Source organism: Enterovibrio sp. QJM3NY_24 (assembly GCF_057786035.1).
In genome coordinates, this window is the sequence record NZ_CM173519.1 from 1665862 (window position 1) to 1688990 (window position 23129).

Here is a 23129-nt window from a genome sequence, read left to right on the forward strand (position 1 = left end):
AGAGTGTTTTCCACGTGATGACAGGGCAAAGCTCAAAACATTTGGTTTTTGGTTAATTTTGCCTTATTAAAACGCAACCTTCTGTCTATTCACAAGTTTCTAATACACGGTGCATCGTGTTTGATGAAGGTCTACTATCTCTAGAAGCCAACAAATAATGTTGCTAATAGATTGCGAATGTAAATACAATGTTTCGTTTGCTGTATGGAAAAAGCCAAGCGCGATATCAAATCAGCCTTGAGTACAGAGTAATGATAAGATTTGAGGAAAGGCGCGAATGAACCTGTTTATGCTAGATGTCGATGGTACGCTCATCGATAGTTATGATTTCGACTCCGACTGCTTTCGATCAGCCGTCGAAGAAGTGCTAGGTCTGCAGTTAACAGAAGACTGGGGCGCGTTCACCAATGTGACTGACGTAGGCATTTTAGAAGAACTGATTGAACAGCAAGGTATGCGTCACGAAAGAATGCGAATTCTTCGTGAGGTAAAAAGCTTATTTCTGAATAAACTGCGTGCTTACATCACGTCAAATGCGAATGAACTGGTAGCAACGCCTGGTGCCATTAAATTTGTGAACGATATGAAGTCTCATCCAAATGTCGTGCTCGCTATTGCGACGGGCGGCTGGGAAGAGTCTGCACGAATGAAGCTCAAAGCCGCAGGTTTTGACGTGAGTGGTGTTAGCTTTGCTTCGTGCTCGGATGCGATGACGCGCAGTGAGATAATGGCACTGGCCGCGTTTCGCGCCAAGCAAGATACTGGCGCCGTGTTTAGCCGTCGCGTGTATTTTGGTGATGGTGAGTGGGACAAGATGGCGACGAATACGTTAGGGTATGAATTTGTTGCGGTGGGAACAAAAGTACAGCACCACACGCGGATTCCTAACTTCGTTCATTATGATGCTATTTTCGGAAAACTTGGGCTAATTAACATGTTAAATGCTAAATCAGCCTGATTTTTCCATCATGATTTAAAGTAAAAACAGCGCCATCTGGCGCTGTTTTTACTTGTGTAGTTATCATGAGTTGGTGGGCGGAATTATGCGTTCACATGTGTAGATTCTTCGCTCAGCTTTTGCTTCAGGGAATCAAAATAAGCTTTCGTTTCATCAGCAACGACATGGCGCAGTAAGATCAGGCCGATCAAGTTAGGCACTGCCATTAATCCGTTAACAATGTCTGCAATTAACCAAATCATGTCCAGCTTAATAAAAGCCCCCGACAGCACAAGCGCTAAGAACACAATTTTGTAAGCCAGCACTGCGCGTTGTCCAAACAAATACACCACGCAGCGCTCGCCGTAGTAGTTCCAGCCCAGAATAGTCGTAAAGGCAAAGAACATGAGTCCTATGGCGACTACCATCGGGCCATAGCTTTGGTTAAGTCCCAAAGAGAAGGCTTCGGTGGTCATTCTCGCGCCTTCTATGTCCATTGACCATACGCCGGTTAGAACCAGAGCAAGACCCGTCATAGAGCAGATCACAATAGTATCAAGGAAAGTACCGACCATAGAGATCAAACCTTGACGAACACAGGAGTTCGTTTGGGCAGAAGCTGCTGCCATAGGCGCACTGCCAAGGCCTGATTCATTTGAAAATACCCCTCGCGCCACACCCGACTGAATTGCGAGCATGATGGTCGCACCAACAAAACCGCCTGTTGCCGCTGCGCCAGTAAATGCTGAGTTAACAATCAAACTCATTGCCGAAGGAATCGCGCTGGCATTATTGAATAAAATCACCACACACGCCGTGACGTAAATGACCGTCATGGTTGGGATGATCTTACTCGCCATGCCGGCAATTGATTTGATGCCACCGATAGTGACTGCTGCGACTAACAAGGTCAGCACAATGGCAGTGACTTCATGGGGAATGTTAAATGCGATATGTCCCGCGTCCACAATGGCATTCACTTGTGGAAAGGTACCAATACCGAAACACGCCACACCGATAGTGAAGAATGCAAATAGGCGAGCGAGCCATTTTTGCCCCGCACCTTTTTCAAGGTAAAGCATTGGACCGCCCAGCATATTACCGTTGGCATCCTGTTCACGGTATTTCACCGCGAGTAGACATTCGGCATATTTCGTCGCCATACCAAATAAGGCTGCCATCCACATCCAAAAAAGCGCACCGGGGCCGCCAAGTTTGATGGCAGTGGCTACACCGACGATGTTGCCTGTACCAATGGTGGCGGAGAGGGCAGTGCACAATGCGGCAAAACTGGATACATCGCCTTTGTCTTTTACGTTTTTCTCTTTGGTGAAAAGATACGTCAGTGCTAAAGGGAGTTTAAGAAACTGGATTGCACCGAGGCGAAATGTGAAATATACACCCGTGCCAACTAGCAGTAATAAAAGTGGTGGACCCCAAACGAGGTTATCGATGATCTCAAGTAGGTTGTGTAGTGAATAGTTCATTTATCCCCCTTTAATATCCACTTTTCTTGAGTAAACGTAAGAAAAAGCAGACTTTGATTAAAAGGAGGAGAATAGCCGCAAAAAGCAGCAGTAAAGTGGGTACTTTATTGCGGTTATCTCCTCTGTCCTTTTGCCTGAGAGTTTCACTTGAAGTTATTCGATATCACAGTGGATGTACTCGAATACGCAAGCTTGCTCCTTCGGCGCCCGATTTAACGGATCTCTCCAGAGGCTCCTCCAACAACAGTCCATACCCACGTGCAAATGCACATATTGGGTGCCTGAAAGATTTACTTCTTCGGCGGATGGCAATGCCATCTCTCTCCTGCTGTCTTCAACGGAACGTCAAATTGTCGAAAGCATCATAGATCACAGAAATACGAATGCAATGATAAATAAGGCTCTTAGGCGAATTTGAACTTAAACAAGGTGAAATTGGCAGGGTGTGTTAACTGGATGTGGTTACATTGATACATTAAAAGGAGATGCAGTACAAAACGTCAACAATTCGTGAGGCAGAAAGTACCACAGGTTACTATCTTATTTATGATACACATGAGCTCGTGATAGATGCAGAGAACTAGTGAGTCATCTGCATTCAAGTTTTCCCTATTTCCGCCGATAAATCTTCATCTTATAAATTAACCAATTAGTAAATAACCTATAAGAAATGACGACGTTTAATGAACTCTTAGGCACAAAGCCAGGTGACGCTGAATCGACCGTAAAGCAGAGATATAAACTGCTCTCTACGCGCGTACACCCAGACAAAGGTGGGTCTAAAGCCCTGATGCAACTTGTGCGTCACGCTTATGACAACACCATTAAAGGACGCGGTGAAAACGCGTTGTCTATACCGGCGTCTGCGAGTTTCAGTGACGGTGGCGCGTTAGAGCGAGAACTGCTCAAGACAAAGAAAGAGCGAGATGAGCTCACCGCATTAAATCAGTTACTTAAAGTCCAACTCAGTCAGGCACAAAAAGGCAAAAGCGTAGGTGCGAACACAAGTAGCGCATCTGGCGCAGACTTTTCGAGAAAAATTGCGCAGTTGGAGGGGGAGTTGGTGTTACTTAAAGAAGAACGTAACAGACTCTCCAACCAAAAAGACAGCGCCATTGCCGAACAGCATAAATTGGCGGGAGAATTACGACGCGCGCTCTCCGATAACGAGGTGATGGAAACAGAGCTCGATAGAAAATCCGGTGTGAAGACACCGGGATTACTTCTTTGGGCACAGAAGTTTTGGCTGCCTGCAATGGCGATGTCGTCGCTTGTTGTTGTCGTTGCTTTGGGTATGAAAATGTTGGATTGGTCATTCGTTACTGGCTGGCTTGATGATACGTCACCAGAAGTTGCACCACCTAGAGTACGCGTCGTTCATGCTAAACCCAGCGAAAAAGAGGTACAGAAAATAGAACGTGATGCACAGGAAGCCCAAGACGATAACACCAGTACTAGCAGCTTACCGTTCCTTAAGCTGACTCAGAAAACAGGTGTATGGGCGCTAGCATCCTATACTGAATCTGATAAACCCTATATCGCTATTCGCAGCGACAATGGGTCATACATCGTCAATGATTGTACTGGCGATTTTCGCTTATATCTCAACGAGCCATTAAAGCCACTTCGTGTTGCTGCAAACTTAATTTATCAGCATCAGAATCAGCATTTTCATGTTTATAAAATTCCTTATGGTCAAGGCTCGTCACCTGAGAGCTGGTTGCAAAGCCGAAAACTCGAAATCAATGAAGAGCTGTTTACGAGTAAATCTTTCAGAACGAGTCGTGTTGCATTAGTCAATCAATGTCAAAAAATGATGCTGTAATACGCAGGATCTTTAGTTTAGATATAACCTTATGAATATTGGACGGAAAAAAGGTCAATAGTATCGATGATAGAGGAAAATTACCTTCTCACAGCGATAAAGCCTGAACGGCAGGATATTCCGGCTGGTGTATTGACGCGACAGCGTCTCGTCGTGAGCGATTCTGTTAGCATAAAAGGGCTGGTCACGGGAATAGGTGTCCCAGATTGGTCTGATGGCAATGAACCCGCTAAGAATGATGCAAGCGTGGTTTCTGCTTTGATGCATTCAGGTTGTCGTCTTATCGGCAAAGCGCAAATGGATGATTTTGGTACCAGTATCAGTGGGCAGAATCCTTTCCTTGCGACATTGAAAAACCCCATTGCACCGGACGCTCGTCTTGGTGGTTCATCATCCGGAGCGGCGGTAGCGGTAGCTAAAGGTGCAGCAACCATTGCGATTGGAAACGATTGTTGTGGTGGCGTACTCATTCCCGCGTCTTACAGTCATCTCTATGGTTATCGACCTTCACAGGGTATGGTCGATTTGAGAGGCATTTCGGCACTATCACCATCATTTGATGCCGTTGGTTTTATGTCCAAAAAGCTCCCTATACTGCAGCAAATAGCAGAGAAATGTTGGACGAAACCGCCTAAAGCTGTCCGTTTCAAAGCTTTAAAATATGCATCGACCTTGTTTCAAGAATTGTTACCCATTGAAGCGATGCTGGAATGGGAGGTGGCGATGAATGATTCGAAAATTCGTAGCCAAGATGTGCCAAATTTTGGCAGGCTTGCACTAACTCAAGCCCATAATATACACACCGTGATATTGGGACGAGAAATTGATCTGCAGTATGGTCAATGGTTTGATGTTCACAAGCCTAAATTTTCAGATGAAACCGCAGAGTTTTTGAGCCGTATTCGAGGGAATAGCTTTAAAGAATTTGTTGAAACGAAGAAAAAAAGAGAACTATTTAGTGACAGCATCCAAGGCTTTTTTTCTAGCGGTGAGCTGTTAATGATTCCAACTTCACCTGGGCAACCGCCTGACGATATGTTTCTTGATGACACGTTTCTTTTAAATCAACGTCGTTTATATGCCATTGCTGAAGTGGCAGGCCTAGCACAACTCACGCTACCTTTTTTGAACGTCAATGGCACGCCCATGGGAGTTTCTCTGCTTGCTCATCCTGGTGAAGATCGTTTGCTTTTTGAAGCGGCGGGCCGCTGGTTTATCTGATCTTAACGTTATGCAACGAATCGTCCTTTCCTACCTTTTTCCATCCGTTTGAGTCCTCAAATCACAGTTGCTTATCAAGCAGACACTCTTGTGTAACGTAGTGATGTGCTTACTGTTTATTCACTCTTAATGCACCAATAATTTTCATATTATTTCATGGGGTAATGACATCGTAATTTACTAACAGGTCAAGAAAAATTTATTATTTTGATTTTACTGTCTTAACATTATGTTTTAAATGATAAAAATTACATTTGGCCTGTCGTAAACCTATCAACAGAATCTGTGGATAACCACGTGAACTATTTGGGGGGTTGATTTGTAACATCATGATATTAAAGGTCTAATTTTCGAATTTGACGATTCTATTTCGAAGGGTGTCGTTGTGAATGCGATCTGTTAAATATTGGCGCACATAGTGATCAGCAATTGTTTCAAAATTCGCCACTTTATAGGGGTGTTTTTGATTGAATTTGTCAAAGGAAAAAGAGGCAAGTCATTTGACTTACCTCTTTGCTTAATTCACAGAATCGTGGCCATCTGCAAACTCTCTATTTGCTATAAGGACGCTCCTGAGGGTTCGATCAGATCGTCCGCACCATTTCCGTTTGCGTCATTTCCGCCAAACTCATCCTCTCCGTTTAATTGGCCATCTCCATTTGTATCGAAAGAAGCAAAATTGCTAGCACTCATGTCAAAAGCTGTTCCGTCATTAGCGGCATTTTGGCTTTCTAAATCTAGATAGTTAGGGAGGCCGTCATTGTCTGAGTCGAGGGCGAACGCGATGAGTCCTTGGAAGCCAGGGTTATCCACCAGTAAGTTACCATCGTTATCTGTCAGGCCAATCTCAATGACATCTGGAATGGTGTCATTGTCACTATCCAAATCTACGTCATTTGAGTAGCCATCGCCATCGGTGTCAATGGTGAAAGCAACACTGGCCATGGGTGACAACGGGATCAGCTGGAAGTCTCCCAAACTCAATGCACCACTGTAAAAGCTGGTATCAATGTAGAAGTCTGGCGTTCCTCCGTTGTAGGTGGTTGTTCTGAGTATGTTGCCGTTGTTACGATAAACAATGACCCCTTGCAGAACATCAACCGTCAATGTGTCTCCAATGGAAACCGTGCCAAAGGTTCCCTGACTCGACCCATTCTCATAGATGCTTAACGATGACCCCACGATATAGAAGGCATAGTCAATATCAGTGTAGCTGGCAGAAGACTCAACGTTTCCAAGACCAATCATGTTGTAAGTCCCCAACGATTTAACGTTGAAGCTCAGGCGGTAATTGTCTTCAAAACCGTAGGTAGAAAAACGTGAGGAATTAGCCTGCCAAGTCCACGAGCCGCCATTGGCATTGAGTAGACCATTGGAGACGTTACTGTTCCCAGTGAGTAAAGGCCAATCTAATACAGCCTCAGGCACTCTCAACTCACCGTCGTTGGTTAGGCCATCGTTATCACGGTCAATATCTTGGTTATCGCCCACGCCATCGCCGTCTGTATCTGTTGTTTCAGAGCCATCTGTTGGGAAAGCATCGCCGTTGTCACCGACGCCATCACCGTCGGTGTCGGTGTCTTCATTTGGATTGAACGGGAAGGCATCATCCACGTCGAGCGTGCCGTCGTTGTCATCGTCGTCATCGTTCGGGTTCGAGAGGCCGTCGCCGTCTGCATCTTCGGCGCGATCATCGACCCCGTTGTTGTTGACGTCGTTACCGCCGAGTTCGTCATTGCCATCGAGCATGCCATCGCCATTGGAATCAAACGCCGCAAAGTCACTGGCGGCCATGTCAAAGGCCGTGCCGTCGTTCTCTGCGTTTTGGCTTTCCAAATCGAGGTAATCAGGAATGCCGTCACCGTCAGAATCCGGCGCGGGATCAACGCTGGCTTGCAGGTCAATGCTATCGACCTTGAGATCGCCGTCGTTATCGGCCAAGCCTGCTTCAATCACATCCGGGATGGTGTCGTTATCCGAGTCGAGATCGACATCGTTGGTCACGCCATCGTTATCTGCATCGGCCGATAAACCCGCGCCAGACAGGGGAGTGACCGCCAGTTCGCTCAGGCGGATCGCGCCGCTGTGGAAGCTGGAATCGACGTAGAAATCTGGGGTGTTGCCGGAGTAAGCAATTTCACGAAGCACCGTGTCGTTGCGCAAGTAGGTGACCGTGCCCGCATTGACTTGGATGGTCATTGTGTCTCCCACAGAGACACTGCCCGCGCCAAAGTTGGTGCGATACGCCCCATTTTCATAGATGTACAGTGTGGAGCCCACGAGGTAGAAGGCGTAATCAATGTCGGTATAACTGGCGGAGCTTTCGACACTGCCCAGACCCATCATGTTGTTACTGCCCAGCGCATCGACTCGGAACGAGAAACGGTAGTTGTCGTTAAAGCCATAGGTGGAGAAACGCGCTGAATTGGCTTGATAGGTCCAGCTGCCGCCGTTGGCACTGAGCACGCCATCCGTGAAGCTCGCGCCGTAAAGCGTCGGCCAATCTGTGACATCAGCTTTTGTGCGTGATTCTAAATCGTCACTTAAGCCGTCGTTATCACGGTCGATGTCGCTGTTGTCACCCACGCCGTCATTGTCGGAATCGGTGGTTTCAGAGGCGTCTTCAGGGAAAGCGTCACTGTTATCGCCGACGCCGTCACCGTCCGTGTCGGTGGTCTCCGACGCATCCGTTGGGAAGGCATCACTGTTATCGCCCACGCCATCGCCGTCTGTATCTGTTGTTTCAGAGCCATCTGTTGGGAAAGCATCGCCGTTGTCACCGACGCCATCACCGTCGGTGTCGGTGTCTTCATTTGGATCGAACGGGAAGGCATCATCCACGTCGAGCGTGCCGTCGTTGTCATCGTCGTCATCGTTCGGGTTCGAGAGGCCGTCGCCGTCTGCATCTTCGGCGCGATCATCGACCCCGTTGTTGTTGACGTCGTTACCGCCCAGTTCGTCATTGCCATCGAGCATGCCATCGCCATTGGAATCAAACGCCGCAAAGTCGCTGGCGGCCATGTCAAAGGCCGTGCCGTCGTTCTCTGCGTTTTGGCTTTCCAAGTCGAGGTAATCAGGAATGCCGTCACCGTCAGAATCCGGCGCGGGATCAACGCTGGCTTGCAGGTCAATGCTATCGACCTTGAGATCGCCGTCGCTGTCCGCCAAGCCGGCCTCAATCACATCCGGGATGGTGTCGTTATCGCTGTCCAAATCGACATCGTTGGTCACGCCATCGTTATCCGCATCGGCCGACAAGCCTGCGCCAGACAGGGGAGTGACCGCCAGTTCGCTCAGGCGGATCGCGCCGCTGTGGAAGCTGGAATCGACGTAGAAATCTGGGGTGTTGCCGGAGTAAGCAATTTCACGAAGCACCGTGTCGTTGCGCAAGTAGGTGACCGTGCCCGCATTGACTTGGATGGTCATTGTGTCTCCCACAGAGACACTGCCCACGCCAAAGTTGGTGCCATACGCCCCATTTTCATAGATGTACAGTGTGGAGCCCACGAGGTAGAAGGCGTAATCAATGTCGGTATAACTGGCGGAGCTTTCGACACTGCCCAGACCCATCATGTTGTTACTGCCCAGCGCATCGACTCGGAACGAGAAACGGTAGTTGTCGTTAAAGCCATAGGTGGAGAAACGCGCTGAATTGGCTTGATAGGTCCAGCTGCCGCCGTTGGCACTGAGCACGCCATCCGTGAAGCTCGCGCCGTAAAGCGTCGGCCAATCTGTGACATCAGCTTTTGTGCGTGATTCTAAATCGTCACTTAAGCCGTCGTTATCACGGTCGATGTCGCTGTTGTCACCCACGCCGTCATTGTCGGAATCGGTGGTTTCAGAGGCGTCTTCAGGGAAAGCGTCACTGTTATCGCCGACGCCGTCACCGTCCGTGTCGGTGGTCTCCGACGCATCCGTTGGGAAGGCATCACTGTTATCGCCCACGCCATCGCCGTCTGTATCTGTTGTTTCAGAGCCATCTGTTGGGAAGGCATCGCCGTTGTCACCGACGCCATCACCGTCGGTGTCGGTGTCTTCATTTGGATTGAACGGGAAGGCATCATCCACGTCGAGCGTGCCGTCGTTGTCATCGTCGTCATCGTTCGGGTTCGAGAGGCCGTCGCCGTCTGCATCTTCGGCGCGATCATCGACCCCGTTGTTGTTGACGTCGTTACCGCCGAGTTCGTCATTGCCATCGAGCATGCCATCGCCATTGGAATCAAACGCCGCAAAGTCACTGGCGGCCATGTCAAAGGCCGTGCCGTCGTTCTCTGCGTTTTGGCTTTCCAAATCGAGGTAATCAGGAATGCCGTCACCGTCAGAATCCGGCGCGGGATCAACGCTGGCTTGCAGGTCAATGCTATCGACCTTGAGATCGCCGTCGTTATCGGCCAAGCCTGCTTCAATCACATCCGGGATGGTGTCGTTATCCGAGTCGAGATCGACATCGTTGGTCACGCCATCGTTATCCGCATCGGCCGACAAACCCGCGCCAGACAGGGGAGTGACCGCCAGTTCGCTCAGGCGGATCGCGCCGCTGTGGAAGCTGGAATCGACGTAGAAATCTGGGGTGTTGCCGGAGTAAGCAATTTCACGAAGCACCGTGTCGTTGCGCAAGTAGGTGACCGTGCCCGCATTGACTTGGATGGTCATTGTGTCTCCCACAGAGACACTGCCCGCGCCAAAGTTGGTGCGATACGCCCCATTTTCATAGATGTACAGTGTGGAGCCCACGAGGTAGAAGGCGTAATCAATGTCGGTATAACTGGCGGAGCTTTCGACACTGCCCAGACCCATCATGTTGTTACTGCCCAGCGCATCGACTCGGAACGAGAAACGGTAGTTGTCGTTAAAGCCATAGGTGGAGAAGCGGGCTGAATTGGCTTGATAGGTCCAGCTGCCGCCGTTGGCACTGAGCACGCCATCCGTGAAGCTCGCGCCGTAAAGCGTCGGCCAATCTGTGACATCAGCTTTTGTGCGTGATTCTAAATCGTCACTTAAGCCGTCGTTATCACGGTCGATGTCGCTGTTGTCACCCACGCCGTCATTGTCGGAATCGGTGGTTTCAGAGGCGTCTTCAGGGAAAGCGTCACTGTTATCGCCGACGCCGTCACCGTCCGTGTCGGTGGTCTCCGACGCATCCGTTGGGAAGGCATCACTGTTATCGCCCACGCCATCGCCGTCTGTATCTGTTGTTTCAGAGCCATCTGTTGGGAAAGCATCGCCGTTGTCACCGACGCCATCACCGTCGGTGTCGGTGTCTTCATTTGGATCGAACGGGAAGGCATCATCCACGTCGAGCGTGCCGTCGTTGTCATCGTCGTCATCGTTCGGGTTCGAGAGGCCGTCGCCGTCTGCATCTTCGGCGCGATCATCGACCCCGTTGTTGTTGACGTCGTTACCGCCCAGTTCGTCATTGCCATCGAGCATGCCATCGCCATTGGAATCAAACGCCGCAAAGTCGCTGGCGGCCATGTCAAAGGCCGTGCCGTCGTTCTCTGCGTTTTGGCTTTCCAAGTCGAGGTAATCAGGAATGCCGTCACCGTCAGAATCCGGCGCGGGATCAACGCTGGCTTGCAGGTCAATGCTATCGACCTTGAGATCGCCGTCGCTGTCCGCCAAGCCGGCCTCAATCACATCCGGGATGGTGTCGTTATCGCTGTCCAAATCGACATCGTTGGTCACGCCATCGTTATCCGCATCGGCCGACAAGCCTGCGCCAGACAGGGGAGTGACCGCCAGTTCGCTCAGGCGGATCGCGCCGCTGTGGAAGCTGGAATCGACGTAGAAATCTGGGGTGTTGCCGGAGTAAGCAATTTCACGAAGCACCGTGTCGTTGCGCAAGTAGGTGACCGTGCCCGCATTGACTTGGATGGTCATTGTGTCTCCCACAGAGACACTGCCCACGCCAAAGTTGGTGCCATACGCCCCATTTTCATAGATGTACAGTGTGGAGCCCACGAGGTAGAAGGCGTAATCAATGTCGGTATAGCTGGCGGAGCTTTCCACGCTGCCCAGACCCATCATGTTGTTACTGCCCAGCGCATCGACTTTGAACGAGAAACGGTAGTTGTCGTTAAAGCCATAGGTGGAGAAGCGGGCTGAATTGGCTTGATAAGTCCAGCTGCCGCCGTTGGCACTGAGTACGCCATCCGTGAAGCTGGCGCCGTAAAGCGTCGGCCAGTCTGTGATGTCAGCTTTTGTGCGTGATTCTAAATCGTCACTTAAGCCGTCGTTATCACGGTCAATGTCGCTGTTGTCACCGACACCGTCATTGTCGGAATCGGTGGTTTCAGAGGCGTCTTCAGGGAAAGCGTCGCTGTTATCGCCGACGCCATCGCCGTCCGTGTCGGTGGTCTCCGACGCATCCGTTGGGAACGCATCACTGTTATCGCCCACGCCATCGCCGTCTGTATCTGTTGTTTCAGAGCCATCTGTTGGGAAAGCATCGCCGTTGTCACCGACGCCATCACCGTCGGTGTCGGTGTCTTCCAAAGGATCGAACGGGAAGGCATCATCCACGTCGAGCGTGCCGTCGTTGTCGTCATCGTCATCGTTCGGGTTCGAGAGGCCGTCGCCGTCTGCATCTTCGGCGCGATCATCGACCCCGTTGTTGTTGACGTCGTTACCGCCCAGTTCGTCATTGCCATCGAGCATGCCATCGCCATTGGAATCAAACGCCGCAAAGTCGCTGGCGGCCATGTCAAAGGCCGTGCCGTCGTTCTCTGCGTTTTGGCTTTCCAAGTCGAGGTAATCAGGAATGCCGTCACCGTCAGAATCGGGGGCGGGATCAACGCTGGCTTGTAAATCGATACTGTCGACGGTTAAGCTGCCATCGCTGTCTGCCAGACCGGCTTCAATCACGTCCGGGATGGTGTCGTTATCCGAGTCGAGATCGACATCGTTGGTCACGCCATCGTTATCCGCATCGGCGGATAAGCCTGCGCCAGACAGGGGAGTGACCGCCAGTTCGCTCAGGCGGATCGCGCCACTGTAAAAACTAGAGTCGACGTAGAAATCTGGGGTGTTGCCGCTGCGGGTGGTGGTGTGAACCACGTTACCGTTATGCAGATAGACCACGGTGCCTGCATTCACTTCGAGTGCTAAGGTGTCGCCGGTTGCGATGGAGAATGTGCCGTTGTAACCGCTCGGGTAGCCACCGTTCTCATAGAGATATACCGAGGTGCCAACCACGTAGAAAGCATGGTCGATGTCGGTATAGCTGGCGGAGCTTTCCACGCTGCCCAGACCCATCATGTTGTTACTGCCCAGCGCATCGACTTTGAACGAGAAACGGTAGTTGTCGTTAAAGCCATAGGTGGAGAAGCGGGCTGAATTGGCTTGATAAGTCCAGCTGCCACCGTTGGCACTGAGTACGCCATCCGTGAAGCTGGCGCCGTAAAGCGTCGGCCAGTCTGTGATGTCAGCTTTTGTGCGTGATTCTAAATCGTCACTTAAGCCGTCGTTATCACGGTCAATGTCGCTGTTGTCACCCACGCCGTCATTGTCGGAATCGGTGGTCTCGGTGGCGTCTTCAGGGAAAGCGTCACTGTTATCGCCGACGCCGTCACCGTCCGTGTCGGTGGTCTCCGACGCATCTTCAGGGAAGGCATCACTGTTATCGCCCACGCCATCGCCATCGGTGTCTGTGGTCTCCGTTTCATCTGTTGGGAAAGCATCGCCGTTGTCACCGACGCCGTCACTGTCGGTGTCGGTGTCTTCCAAAGGATCGAACGGGAAGGCATCATCCACGTCGAGCGTGCCGTCGTTGTCATCGTCGTCATCGTTCGGGTTCGAGAGGCCGTCGCCGTCTGCATCTTCGGCGCGATCATCGACCCCGTTGTTGTTGACGTCGTTACCGCCCAGTTCGTCATTGCCATCGAGCATGCCATCGCCATTGGAATCAAACGCCGCAAAGTCACTGGCGGCCATGTCAAAGGCCGTGCCGTCGTTCTCTGCGTTTTGGCTTTCCAAGTCGAGGTAATCAGGAATGCCGTCACCGTCAGAATCCGGCGCGGGATCAACGCTGGCTTGCAGGTCAATGCTATCGACCTTGAGATCGCCGTCGTTATCGGCCAAGCCTGCTTCAATCACATCCGGGATGGTGTCGTTATCCGAGTCGAGATCGACATCGTTGGTCACGCCATCGTTATCTGCATCGGCCGATAAACCCGCGCCAGACAGGGGAGTGACCGCCAGTTCGCTCAGGCGGATCGCGCCACTGTAAAAACTAGAGTCGACGTAGAAATCTGGGGTGTTGCCGCTGTGGGTGGTGGTGTGAACCACGTTACCGTTATGCAGATAGACCACGGTGCCTGCATTCACTTCGAGTGCTAAGGTGTCGCCGGTTGCGATGGAGAATGTGCCGTTGTAACCGCTCGGGTAGCCACCGTTCTCATAGAGATATACCGAGGTGCCAACCACGTAGAAAGCATGGTCGATGTCGGTATAGCTGGCGGAGCTTTCCACGCTGCCCAGACCCATCATGTTGTTACTGCCCAGCGCATCGACTTTGAACGAGAAACGGTAGTTGTCGTTAAAGCCATAGGTGGAGAAGCGGGCTGAATTGGCTTGATAAGTCCAGCTGCCGCCGTTGGCACTGAGTACGCCATCCGTGAAGCTGGCGCCATAAAGCGTCGGCCAGTCTGTGATGTCAGCTTTTGTGCGTGATTCTAAATCGTCACTTAAGCCGTCGTTATCACGGTCAATGTCGCTGTTGTCACCCACGCCGTCATTGTCGGAATCGGTGGTCTCGGTGGCGTCTTCAGGGAAAGCGTCACTGTTATCGCCGACGCCGTCACCGTCCGTGTCGGTGGTCTCCGACGCATCTTCAGGGAAGGCATCACTGTTATCGCCCACGCCATCGCCGTCTGTATCTGTTGTTTCAGAGCCATCTGTTGGGAAAGCATCGCCGTTGTCACCGACGCCATCACCGTCGGTGTCGGTGTCTTCCAAAGGATCGAACGGGAAGGCATCATCCACGTCGAGCGTGCCGTCGTTGTCGTCATCGTCATCGTTCGGGTTCGAGAGGCCGTCGCCGTCTGCATCTTCGGCGCGATCATCGACCCCGTTGTTGTTGACGTCGTTACCGCCCAGTTCGTCATTGCCATCGAGCATGCCATCGCCATTGGAATCAAACGCCGCAAAGTCGCTGGCGGCCATGTCAAAGGCCGTGCCGTCGTTCTCTGCGTTTTGGCTTTCCAAGTCGAGGTAATCAGGAATGCCGTCACCGTCAGAATCGGGGGCGGGATCAACGCTGGCTTGTAAATCGATACTGTCGACGGTTAAGCTGCCATCGCTGTCTGCCAGACCGGCTTCAATCACGTCCGGGATGGTGTCGTTATCCGAGTCGAGATCGACATCGTTGGTCACTCCATCGTTATCTGCATCGGCCGACAAGCCTGCGCCCGAGAGCGGCGTCAATTCGATGTTACTAAGGCGGATCGCCCCGCTATAGAAGCTGGAGTCAACGTAGAAGTCAGGGGTATCGCCGCTGTAGGTGACTTCGCGAAGCTCGGTGTTGTTTCGGAGATAGCGAATGGTGTTTGAATTGACTTCAATAGTCAGCGTGTCGCCTACGGAAACACTGCCCACACTACCTCTGCTAGCACCGCTTTCGTAAACGCTCAGAGAGCCGCCCGTCAAGTAGAAGGCGTAATCAATGTCGGTATAGCTGGCTGAGCTTTCGACACTGCCTAGCCCAATCATGTTGTAGGTGCCAAGTGCGTCAATGGTGAAGCTCAAGCGATAGTTGTCGCTAAATCCATATTGAGAGAAACTATCGGAATTGGCTTGCTGTCCCCAGCTACCGCCGTTCGCCGTTAAGACGCCATCGGTAAAGACAGCACTACCCGTTAACGTCGGCCAATTGGTGACTAGCGCAGATGTGCGTGATTCCAGATCGTCACTTAAGCCGTCGTTATCACGGTCGATATCACCGTTGTCACCGACACCATCGCCATCTGAGTCTATCCATTCATTCGGGTTATTGACGAATTGGTCGCTGTTATCACCGACACCATCGCCGTCCGTGTCCGTGGTCTCTGTATTATCTAGCGGGAAGGCGTCGTCAATATCTAAAACGCCATCATTGTCATCGTCATCATCCTGACTGTTGCCTACACCATCACCGTCGGTGTCATATTGTTCGTTAGGATCAAGTGGACGCCAATCGTCTTCATCGTTGACGCCATCGCCGTCATCATCATTGTCGGCGTTATTGCCGATACCATCGCCGTCAGTATCTACTGTCTCAGTCGCGTCTTTAGGGAAGGCATCGTCTTCATCTAATACGCCATCGTTGTCATCATCGGGATCGACATCGTCGAGAATGCCATCACCATCTGTATCGACGATCACCGATTCCACTAGATTTTTCATGTCGATAATCCCGCCAGAAACGGTCAAGCCATTCCAAGCTGGAACACGGCGAGCAGTGTCCATGACTAATTGTTTTATTTCTCTGAAATTCATGGACGGGTCCATCGCCCAAGCAAGCGCAACCACACCAGTCACAACAGGCGTTGCTTGTGATGTGCCACTAAAGCCTGAATATCCTCCCGAGGAATTGGCCGTGATAAATTCGGTTGGTGCCGCAATATCAACACTGACTGCGCCATAGTTTGAATAGCTGATCCGGCCTTCGCTTTGATTGGATGCCGCGATACTTAAAATGTTGTCGTTGTCGTAAGAAGCAGGGTAGACGGGGCTGTTGTCGATATTGGAATTAAAGTTGTGTGATGCAATCACCATTAAGTGGTCATCACTCTCAATGTCCGTGATCACATCTTTGAAGGCTTGACTGTAGTCACCGCTGATACCCCAACTGTGGTTCGAAATCCGAGAACCTTTTGACGTCGCATAACGCAAAGATGCCATTGCATCTGATACGGCGGCGGCAAAACTCAGTGGGCCACCGGTATCCATTAATTGACACTTCCATGCACTGCCGACATACCCAATGCCGTTATTACCTTCTCCACAGATGGTTCCTGCCACGGGTGTGCCATGGGAGCCAAATACTGTGTTGGTGCGACCATTTATGTCATCAATAATGCCATTGTTATCGTCATCGACACCATTTCCTGCGATTTCGTCGGGGTTGACCCAAAAGTTTTCCCGCAGATCTTCGTGGCTGCGAAGTACACCTTGGTCATAAACAGCAATCGGACCAATGGCGGTTGCATCGGTGGTGGTTTCCCATGCTTCATAGGCATTCAGTTGATTTAGCCACCAAGCGGTGCCATTGCTAATACCACCATTGGATTCATTGGGAGCAAGTGCCCATTCAATCAAATAATCTGGCTCACCAAATTCGACGTTAGGGTGCGCATTGACGGTTTCGATCGCGAGCTCAAATGCCATCTCTGAAGGGATCTGATAGACATGAACGCGTGAATTTTTAGCCGCTGGGTCAAGCGATAGCTTGTGATTAAAGCCGACATCTGAAAGTGCGGTGTTAAAATCTATGCCATCAACAATGCGAACTGTGAGTACGTCAGGTACATGTTTAGATTCAACCATACGAGCGAAAGTGGGGAGCTGGAGAGGGTCTCGGCGTTTGTTGAAATGATAGCTTTCGAATTTTACCCAACCCGGTGTGCGAGGCTGGGCAAGGTGATACTCAACTTGCTTGCGCCAATAATCACTAAAAGGACGTTTTTCAAGTGACTCATTCAACCAGGGGCGCTCGGCATTCGGATCGCTTTTAATGCCATGACCGGCAAGGCTTTCTTCAAATGGAATGCTTGTCGATGCGGGTGCACTCGATATATTTGGGCTTGATTGAACCGCGCCGTCATCGTTGATTGCGATCAGCGGTGATAAGCCTTTAGCCGTATTGGCAGCCGATAGAGAGTGGCCTGATTGAAGTGCTCCCACAACAAAAAAAGCAGTTAACATGAAAATGCCAAGAGTAAGCAATCGCTTTCTTATCGATTTCCCTTTGTCTGTATGGTTAATACATTGCTTGGTATTTTGTTGTTTGTCTCTTGATGAATCTCTACGGGATGCGGCCACAGTAATAACCCTTTTGTTTATGTAATTATATGGTTTTGTCAGTCACTGCTGAGTGGTATTTAATGAATATGCATATCAATTGAAAGTGACAAGGATATTGTTCGGCATACTAGTGACATTAGCTGTATTGCTACTCATGACTTGTAGCAGACATGGGATTACTTATATATTGATGGATATCTAATTTAGTGAGTGGGTGTACATCTAAAGTATTAAAACTTATTTACTAGATAAGACTGCTAATTGGTAGTATCTTTCTGAATTAACTAGTGAAATAAGATTAAGCGCAATGAGGTGTGTCGTTTCACGCTGCGCGCTTATGTTGTGGTGATCAAAGAAAAGTGCACTTCTTTCATAACGTGTTTAAACAAGGTTTGTGATGTTTTTGATTGATAGTTTCGGTTATATCCAGATCTAATTCCGACATGTTCAATTGGTGGCGTATAGTGGCGAGGTTTAGGTGTGAAAATAATTATCAATGTATTGGAGGTTTTTTGATTTAAAATTGACTGGTTTTTAGTTTATTTCAAATTTTCTATGGTTTTTTTATTCAGCGTTTACTGTGCGGGTAAAGAGATTAAGGTGTTCTTCCATTTGAATCTTTTTTGCCGGAGCCATATCATATTTTGCTGCGTGTAAATCGAACTACTGCATTTTATCAGCTACGAATGATTCAGGGCTTCTGATGGCAAAACGCACCATTTTTCAATTAATACCTAGTAACACCCACGCCTTGCTGTTTTTGGACGGTCGTGTTGGTCAATGTTGAGCAACCCCATACTTACTTAATTTCGCGGGATTTCCGAGTTTCGCTTGCTTTACGCTCGTCGCTTGTCTAACAGACGTGTAGACTTCAGCATCATTTGATTTTATTGATTTGCCGAGGCGGAAATGAGCACTGATACCACCTATTTACAGACGTTGAAACAGGTTTTCGGATTTGAAGGCTTACGAGGTGGTCAGCAGCAAGTGGTTGAGAGAGTGCTTTCGGGGCACTCCTCGGCGGCGATATTTCCTACTGGATCGGGTAAATCATTGTGTTATCAGCTTCCCGCGCTTCATCTTCCTCACTTAACACTCGTGATATCGCCTTTACTGGCATTGATGAAAGATCAGCTCGATTTTCTCAAAAGCAAAGGGATACCCGCCGCGTCTCTTGATTCTACGTTGACCTATGATGAGTCACGAGAAGTAATGAGAGCAGTAAAAGCGGGTGAGACGAAAATCTTGATGATTTCAGTCGAACGCCTTAAAAATGAACGATTCAGACAGTTCATTTCATCCGTTTCTTTGTCGCTTCTCGTGGTGGATGAGGCGCACTGTATATCGGAATGGGGGCATAATTTCCGCCCAGATTACCTGAAGTTGCCCGTTTATTGTAAGCAACTCAATATCCCCCAAGTACTATTGCTGACGGCTACCGCAACACCCCAAGTCATTGCAGACATGGGAACCAAGTTCGGTATTGCTTCGCAAGACATTGTGGTAACCGGTTTCTATCGCAGCAATTTGGATCTCAACGTGGTTGCATGCCCTGAGCAGGATAAAGCGGCCACCTTACTTACCCAGCTAAAAAATGCATCACAAGCCCCGACCATTATTTACGTCACCTTGCAAAACACGGCTGACACGGTCGCAGGCCTTTTGCGAAGTGAAGGGCTGCCTGCTCATGCCTATCACGCGGGTATGCCAAATGATGAACGACAGAAAATTCAAAACCGTTTTATGCAAGGTGAGATCAACTGCATTGTCGCGACGATTGCTTTTGGTATGGGTGTTGATAAGTCAGATATTCGCGCAGTAATACATTACGATTTGCCTAAATCGATAGAAAACTACAGCCAGGAAATTGGTCGGGCAGGGCGCGATGGTCAAACGTCGACGTGCTCGGTGCTTGCCAACCGAGAATCGCTGAGCGTACTGGAAAACTTTGTTTATGGTGACACACCAGACCGCGCCGCTATTTATTCGGTGATTGAAGAGGTTGGCAAAACACCGTTAGGTAGTTCTTGGGAAGTGATGTTGAATCGCCTTTCACGTGACAGTAACATTCGACAGCTTCCTCTGAAAACCTTGCTGGTTTACCTCGAATTAGAAGGGGTGATTGAGCCTCAATACAGCTATTTTGCGGACTATCGATTTAAAACGTTATTAAGTGTTGAGCAAATCATCGGGCATTTTGATGGCGAGCGGAAGCAGTTTGTCGAAGCCGTGTTTGCAGCATCGCCAAAATCTCGCACTTGGCATACGGTTGATTTTGAGGCGCTTTGGCAGGGGTTTCATGCTGACCGTAACCGTGCAGTCACGGCGTTGGATTACTTTGCCGACAAGGGCTGGATTGAGCTAGAAAGCAAACAAATGACAGACGTTTTCCGTGTGTGTCGTCCTGAGGCATTGACGGGAACACCCGCTGCTGAGCTAAGCGATAAAATACACGATATGTTTCAGGCCAAGGAGCACAGTGAGATTCAGCGTGTTCATGCCATGCTCGAACTGTTTGAAACCACGACCTGCTTGAGTCATCGACTGGCAAGTTACTTTGCAGATGAGCATGCGCCGAAGCAATGCGGACATTGCTCTGTGTGCCGAGGCCACATTGCGACGCTACCGAGTGCTTCAGCATTGTTGCCATTGGAGTTATCTGATCTCCAACGTGCAAGCCAGCCGTTACTCAATGCTGCGGAAGATGACGCTGTCACTTCTCACGCCATTGCGAGATACCTATGCGGCATCGCGACGCCACTGACAGGGCGGCTTCGTTTAGGTAAAACAGCAGGTTTTGGTAAGTTTGGTCACTATCCGTTTGCCGACGTTAAAGCGATTTGTGAGCAGATAAAGCCTGGGTAACCGTCGATTTGCTTATAAAATCTTGAGTAAAGCTAGCGTCATGAGCGCTGATACATTTAGTTCAGCGTCTTGGCTCTTTTATTACTTGATGTGTCTTGCACTAACCAAGTTTTCAGCATCTTGATTAATTGCTGTTTAGTGATTGGTTTAACGAGGTGATCGTGCATGGTCTCTTGAATCTCGATGATTGCATCTTCACTGTACTCACCGGAAAGTGCCACGACTGGAATGTCATGTCGTAGTCGTCGTATTTCCTTTGTGGCCTCAATACCACCCATTCCTGGCATGTGAATATCCATCACGATTAGATCAAAAGGCTCGTTGGTGATCTTTTGAATGGCTTCTTCGCCAGATGCCGCCTGAACAACTGTAACCCCTTCGGTGGTGAGATAAGCTTGAACCAGCAAGCGGTTAACTTGCATATCGTCAACTACCAATACTCGCTTTCCAATCAAACTTCCCAATTTCACCAAGCTGCCTTCATCGATCAATGCCGCGAGTGATCGATGGAATGTCGGCTTTTGGTTAATGCCGTCTAAATGCCCTTGAACCAAATTGGACGCATAGATACCTGTTGGCGGTTCAGAGTCTTCATTCTCTGGGGTGTTGTAGATCAAAATTGGGGTAACTTGGGCTTGGTAGCCAAACTCTCCTGCTCTGAGTGCCTTGACCAAGTCGATGTCTTGCTCGAGTAACATGCGCTCCATCATGATGAAATCAACAGGTTGCTGACTAAGATTACTAAATCCAGGTTTGATGTTTTGCGCGAGAATGACGTCTGCACCGAGTATTTCTAACGCTGCAGTGAGCCAAGCCTGTGATTGTATGTTGCCAATAACAAGACACGATTTACCCATCATATAATCGATAAGTATTGCCACGGATTTATCATCATGGACTTGTTGGTCGATCGAAGGGAAAGAGAGAACAAACTCTGTGAATTTTCCGGCTAACGATCGGCAAGTAATGTCACCACCAAAAGACTGCATAACTCGCTTACAGTAAGAAAGCCCCAGCCCGTTACCCTGATCTTTGCCTTTGGTGTAGAGCTCATCAAAAATGTGTGCTTGGTGCTCTGTTGAAATACCGGTCCCGTATCAATTAGATGAATTTCGTTATAGTCCGTAGATTTTCGAAAATGAATATTCACACGGCTATTCGGGAACGCATCAAAGTAATGAATCGCATTTTTTAGCAAGTTGAACAAGACAAAACTGTAAAGTGTGTCGCTGCCACGAAAAAGGAAATCATCGTGCGTATTGATATTAATCCTGTTTCTGTGATTGTCGCTGTAAAAGCTGAAATCTCTTAGCGCCTGCACCGTTAATTCAACGGCAGAGTAGTGTTCAAAGAGTTCGGTACTGATCCCATCTCCGCGCAGTTCATCGAGTATGGCGTCTATAAATCGTGTTCCGAGCTGCACGGCTTTTTTCCCTTCCGCCAGCTCTTGGTAGATTTTTTTCATATCTTGAGACGCAAAGGGGCTGAGAGAGGCGTTTTCCACACCAAACATATCGGCGTCAATACGCTCGAAGTGGTACTTGATTTTGGTGAGTGGGTTACGAATTTCATGGGCAATGGAGCCAGCCAGAACCTGTGATTTACGAATTTTGTCTTCGGTGACGATAAAACGGTTTGCTTCGTCGAACAGGCGTTGCAAGCCCATGATTTCTTCGCTGGAAAACAGGTCGCTCTCGTTTTCTTTGGACACCATGTAGAGGTGAGTGACTTCACTTTTATCATTGGTGATGGGCAATACGAGCGATGTACCCGCGCTAATCATTTCGCGAGCGACAGATCGAAGGCATTCCGGATCTTCTGGGCGGTCGTGCTTAAGTTGATACTCAAGTTCTTCCTTAACAAGAACAGAGCGGTCGCCTTCAAAACATGACAAATACACGTTCGTTTCCACGTTGTTAGCGACTTTTTGTATGCGACCTGATTTGGCATTCAACACATGATTGAGTTTCACCACTGCTTCGTCGGTCGAGTAGCGAAATTCGCCTATCAAGTTACAGATACTTTCGACCGGGTTGCCTTTTTCGCTATATAGAAGTCGGTTAGCCCCTCGGCGAATCATTGCATGAGATTTATTCCAGAAAATACCGGTAACCAGCGTCCAAAGAGCAAACAGCAAAGATGTTATCGAAGCGTCCTGAATGCTAATCACTACGATAGGGGTGATATAAAGCGCTGCGTTAGCAATAAAACTGAAACTGATCAGTACTATATAGCGGCTGCTATAAAAGCGATTGTGAAGCAGTGCATAACCCACAAGAACGGCTTCAATGATTGATAGTGCAGGTGGTAACCATGCTTTGGAGAAATCATTGAGCAATATTGGGATCAAAAAATGCGCAAGGAAGGTTGAAAGAATAAATCCAACCATACCCAATACCATGTAAGTGGCCTTGACCTGTTTGAGTCGAATTGTACTTCTGCTGGATCGAATGAAATTGACCAGTGTGAGCACAACAAGAAGCAATAGGATGCCAAAAAAAGCGCCACTGGCTGGACCAAAGTGAATGACAAAATCGCCAATGCCAGAGACATCAACCGTTCTCACATTCATTCCTGGAATGGCATTGGTGGCTAATGTAATGGCGCAGGCAATACCAAAGAGTATCCATTGCCAAGTACTCAGCTGAAATGCGTTACGCTCTGATACTAATCGACATGAAAATAGGAACGCGAAGGCAAAGGCAAGCCCAGAGAACAAATTGGCTAACAGCGCCATGATAGTAGCTGTTCCGCTTCCCAAAGCGACTAATAGATCTGATTGAAAGTAGGCGTT

8 protein-coding genes and 1 riboswitch are annotated in these 23129 nt (G+C 49.3%); of the genes, 4 read left to right on the forward strand and 4 right to left on the reverse strand.

Features of this window, described 5'->3' with window-relative positions:
* Positions 1-277 precede the first annotated feature (277 nt).
* Positions 278-958, forward strand: coding sequence for an HAD family hydrolase (locus AC3CIC_RS07385; RefSeq protein WP_016962282.1), 681 nt, complete (start codon positions 278-280; stop codon positions 956-958).
* An 83-nt stretch (positions 959-1041) separates the two neighbouring features.
* Here AC3CIC_RS07385 and AC3CIC_RS07390 read toward each other — a convergent pair whose 3' ends face one another.
* On the reverse strand, positions 1042-2424 hold the full coding sequence (locus AC3CIC_RS07390) for an alanine/glycine:cation symporter family protein (RefSeq protein ID WP_488515779.1): 1383 nt from the start codon (positions 2422-2424) through the stop codon (positions 1042-1044).
* A 112-nt stretch (positions 2425-2536) separates the two neighbouring features.
* Positions 2537-2663: riboswitch (glycine riboswitch) on the reverse strand.
* A 431-nt stretch (positions 2664-3094) separates the two neighbouring features.
* On the opposite strand from AC3CIC_RS07390, the gene AC3CIC_RS07395 reads away from it, so the two are divergent.
* Together AC3CIC_RS07395 and AC3CIC_RS07400 are read left to right on the forward strand one after the other, a co-directional pair.
* Positions 3095-4249: a hypothetical protein gene (locus AC3CIC_RS07395; RefSeq protein WP_488515780.1), complete on the forward strand. Its 1155-nt coding sequence runs from the start codon at positions 3095-3097 to the stop codon at positions 4247-4249.
* Between the two features lie 66 nt (positions 4250-4315).
* Positions 4316-5470, forward strand: a complete 1155-nt coding sequence (locus AC3CIC_RS07400; protein ID WP_488515781.1) for an amidase family protein — start codon at positions 4316-4318, stop codon at positions 5468-5470.
* A gap of 558 nt (positions 5471-6028) precedes the next feature.
* Here the strand turns inward: AC3CIC_RS07400 and AC3CIC_RS07405 are convergent.
* On the reverse strand, positions 6029-17371 hold the full coding sequence (locus tag AC3CIC_RS07405) for a S8 family serine peptidase (RefSeq protein ID WP_488515782.1): 11343 nt from the start codon (positions 17369-17371) through the stop codon (positions 6029-6031).
* A 1008-nt stretch (positions 17372-18379) separates the two neighbouring features.
* Between AC3CIC_RS07405 and AC3CIC_RS07410 the strand changes: the two genes are divergently transcribed.
* Positions 18380-20335, forward strand: coding sequence for a RecQ family ATP-dependent DNA helicase (locus tag AC3CIC_RS07410; protein ID WP_488515783.1), 1956 nt, complete (start codon positions 18380-18382; stop codon positions 20333-20335).
* 56 nt (positions 20336-20391) lie between these two features.
* Here the strand turns inward: AC3CIC_RS07410 and AC3CIC_RS07415 are convergent, their stop codons facing one another.
* Together AC3CIC_RS07415 and AC3CIC_RS07420 are read right to left on the reverse strand one after the other, a co-directional pair.
* Positions 20392-21396 (reverse strand): response regulator, encoded by a 1005-nt coding sequence (locus AC3CIC_RS07415; protein ID WP_488515889.1) that lies wholly within the window; start codon positions 21394-21396, stop codon positions 20392-20394.
* Entirely contained in the window at positions 21285-23072 is a 1788-nt protein-coding gene (locus AC3CIC_RS07420; protein WP_488515784.1) for a sensor histidine kinase, read from the reverse strand. Before AC3CIC_RS07420 ends, AC3CIC_RS07415 begins: the two co-directional genes overlap by 112 nt.
* Positions 23073-23129: the final 57 nt, after the last annotated feature.

Coding starts and splice junctions, on each gene's coding strand:
- AC3CIC_RS07420 (WP_488515784.1), bottom strand. CDS start 23,072: ATGGCGCTGTTAGCCAATTTGTTCTCTGGGCTTGCCTTTGCCTTCGCG.
- AC3CIC_RS07390 (WP_488515779.1), bottom strand. CDS start 2,424: ATGAACTATTCACTACACAACCTACTTGAGATCATCGATAACCTCGTT.
- AC3CIC_RS07400 (WP_488515781.1), top strand. CDS start 4,316: ATGATAGAGGAAAATTACCTTCTCACAGCGATAAAGCCTGAACGGCAG.
- AC3CIC_RS07410 (WP_488515783.1), top strand. CDS start 18,380: ATGAGCACTGATACCACCTATTTACAGACGTTGAAACAGGTTTTCGGA.
- AC3CIC_RS07395 (WP_488515780.1), top strand. CDS start 3,095: ATGACGACGTTTAATGAACTCTTAGGCACAAAGCCAGGTGACGCTGAA.
- AC3CIC_RS07385 (WP_016962282.1), top strand. CDS start 278: ATGAACCTGTTTATGCTAGATGTCGATGGTACGCTCATCGATAGTTAT.
- AC3CIC_RS07405 (WP_488515782.1), bottom strand. CDS start 17,371: ATGTTAACTGCTTTTTTTGTTGTGGGAGCACTTCAATCAGGCCACTCT.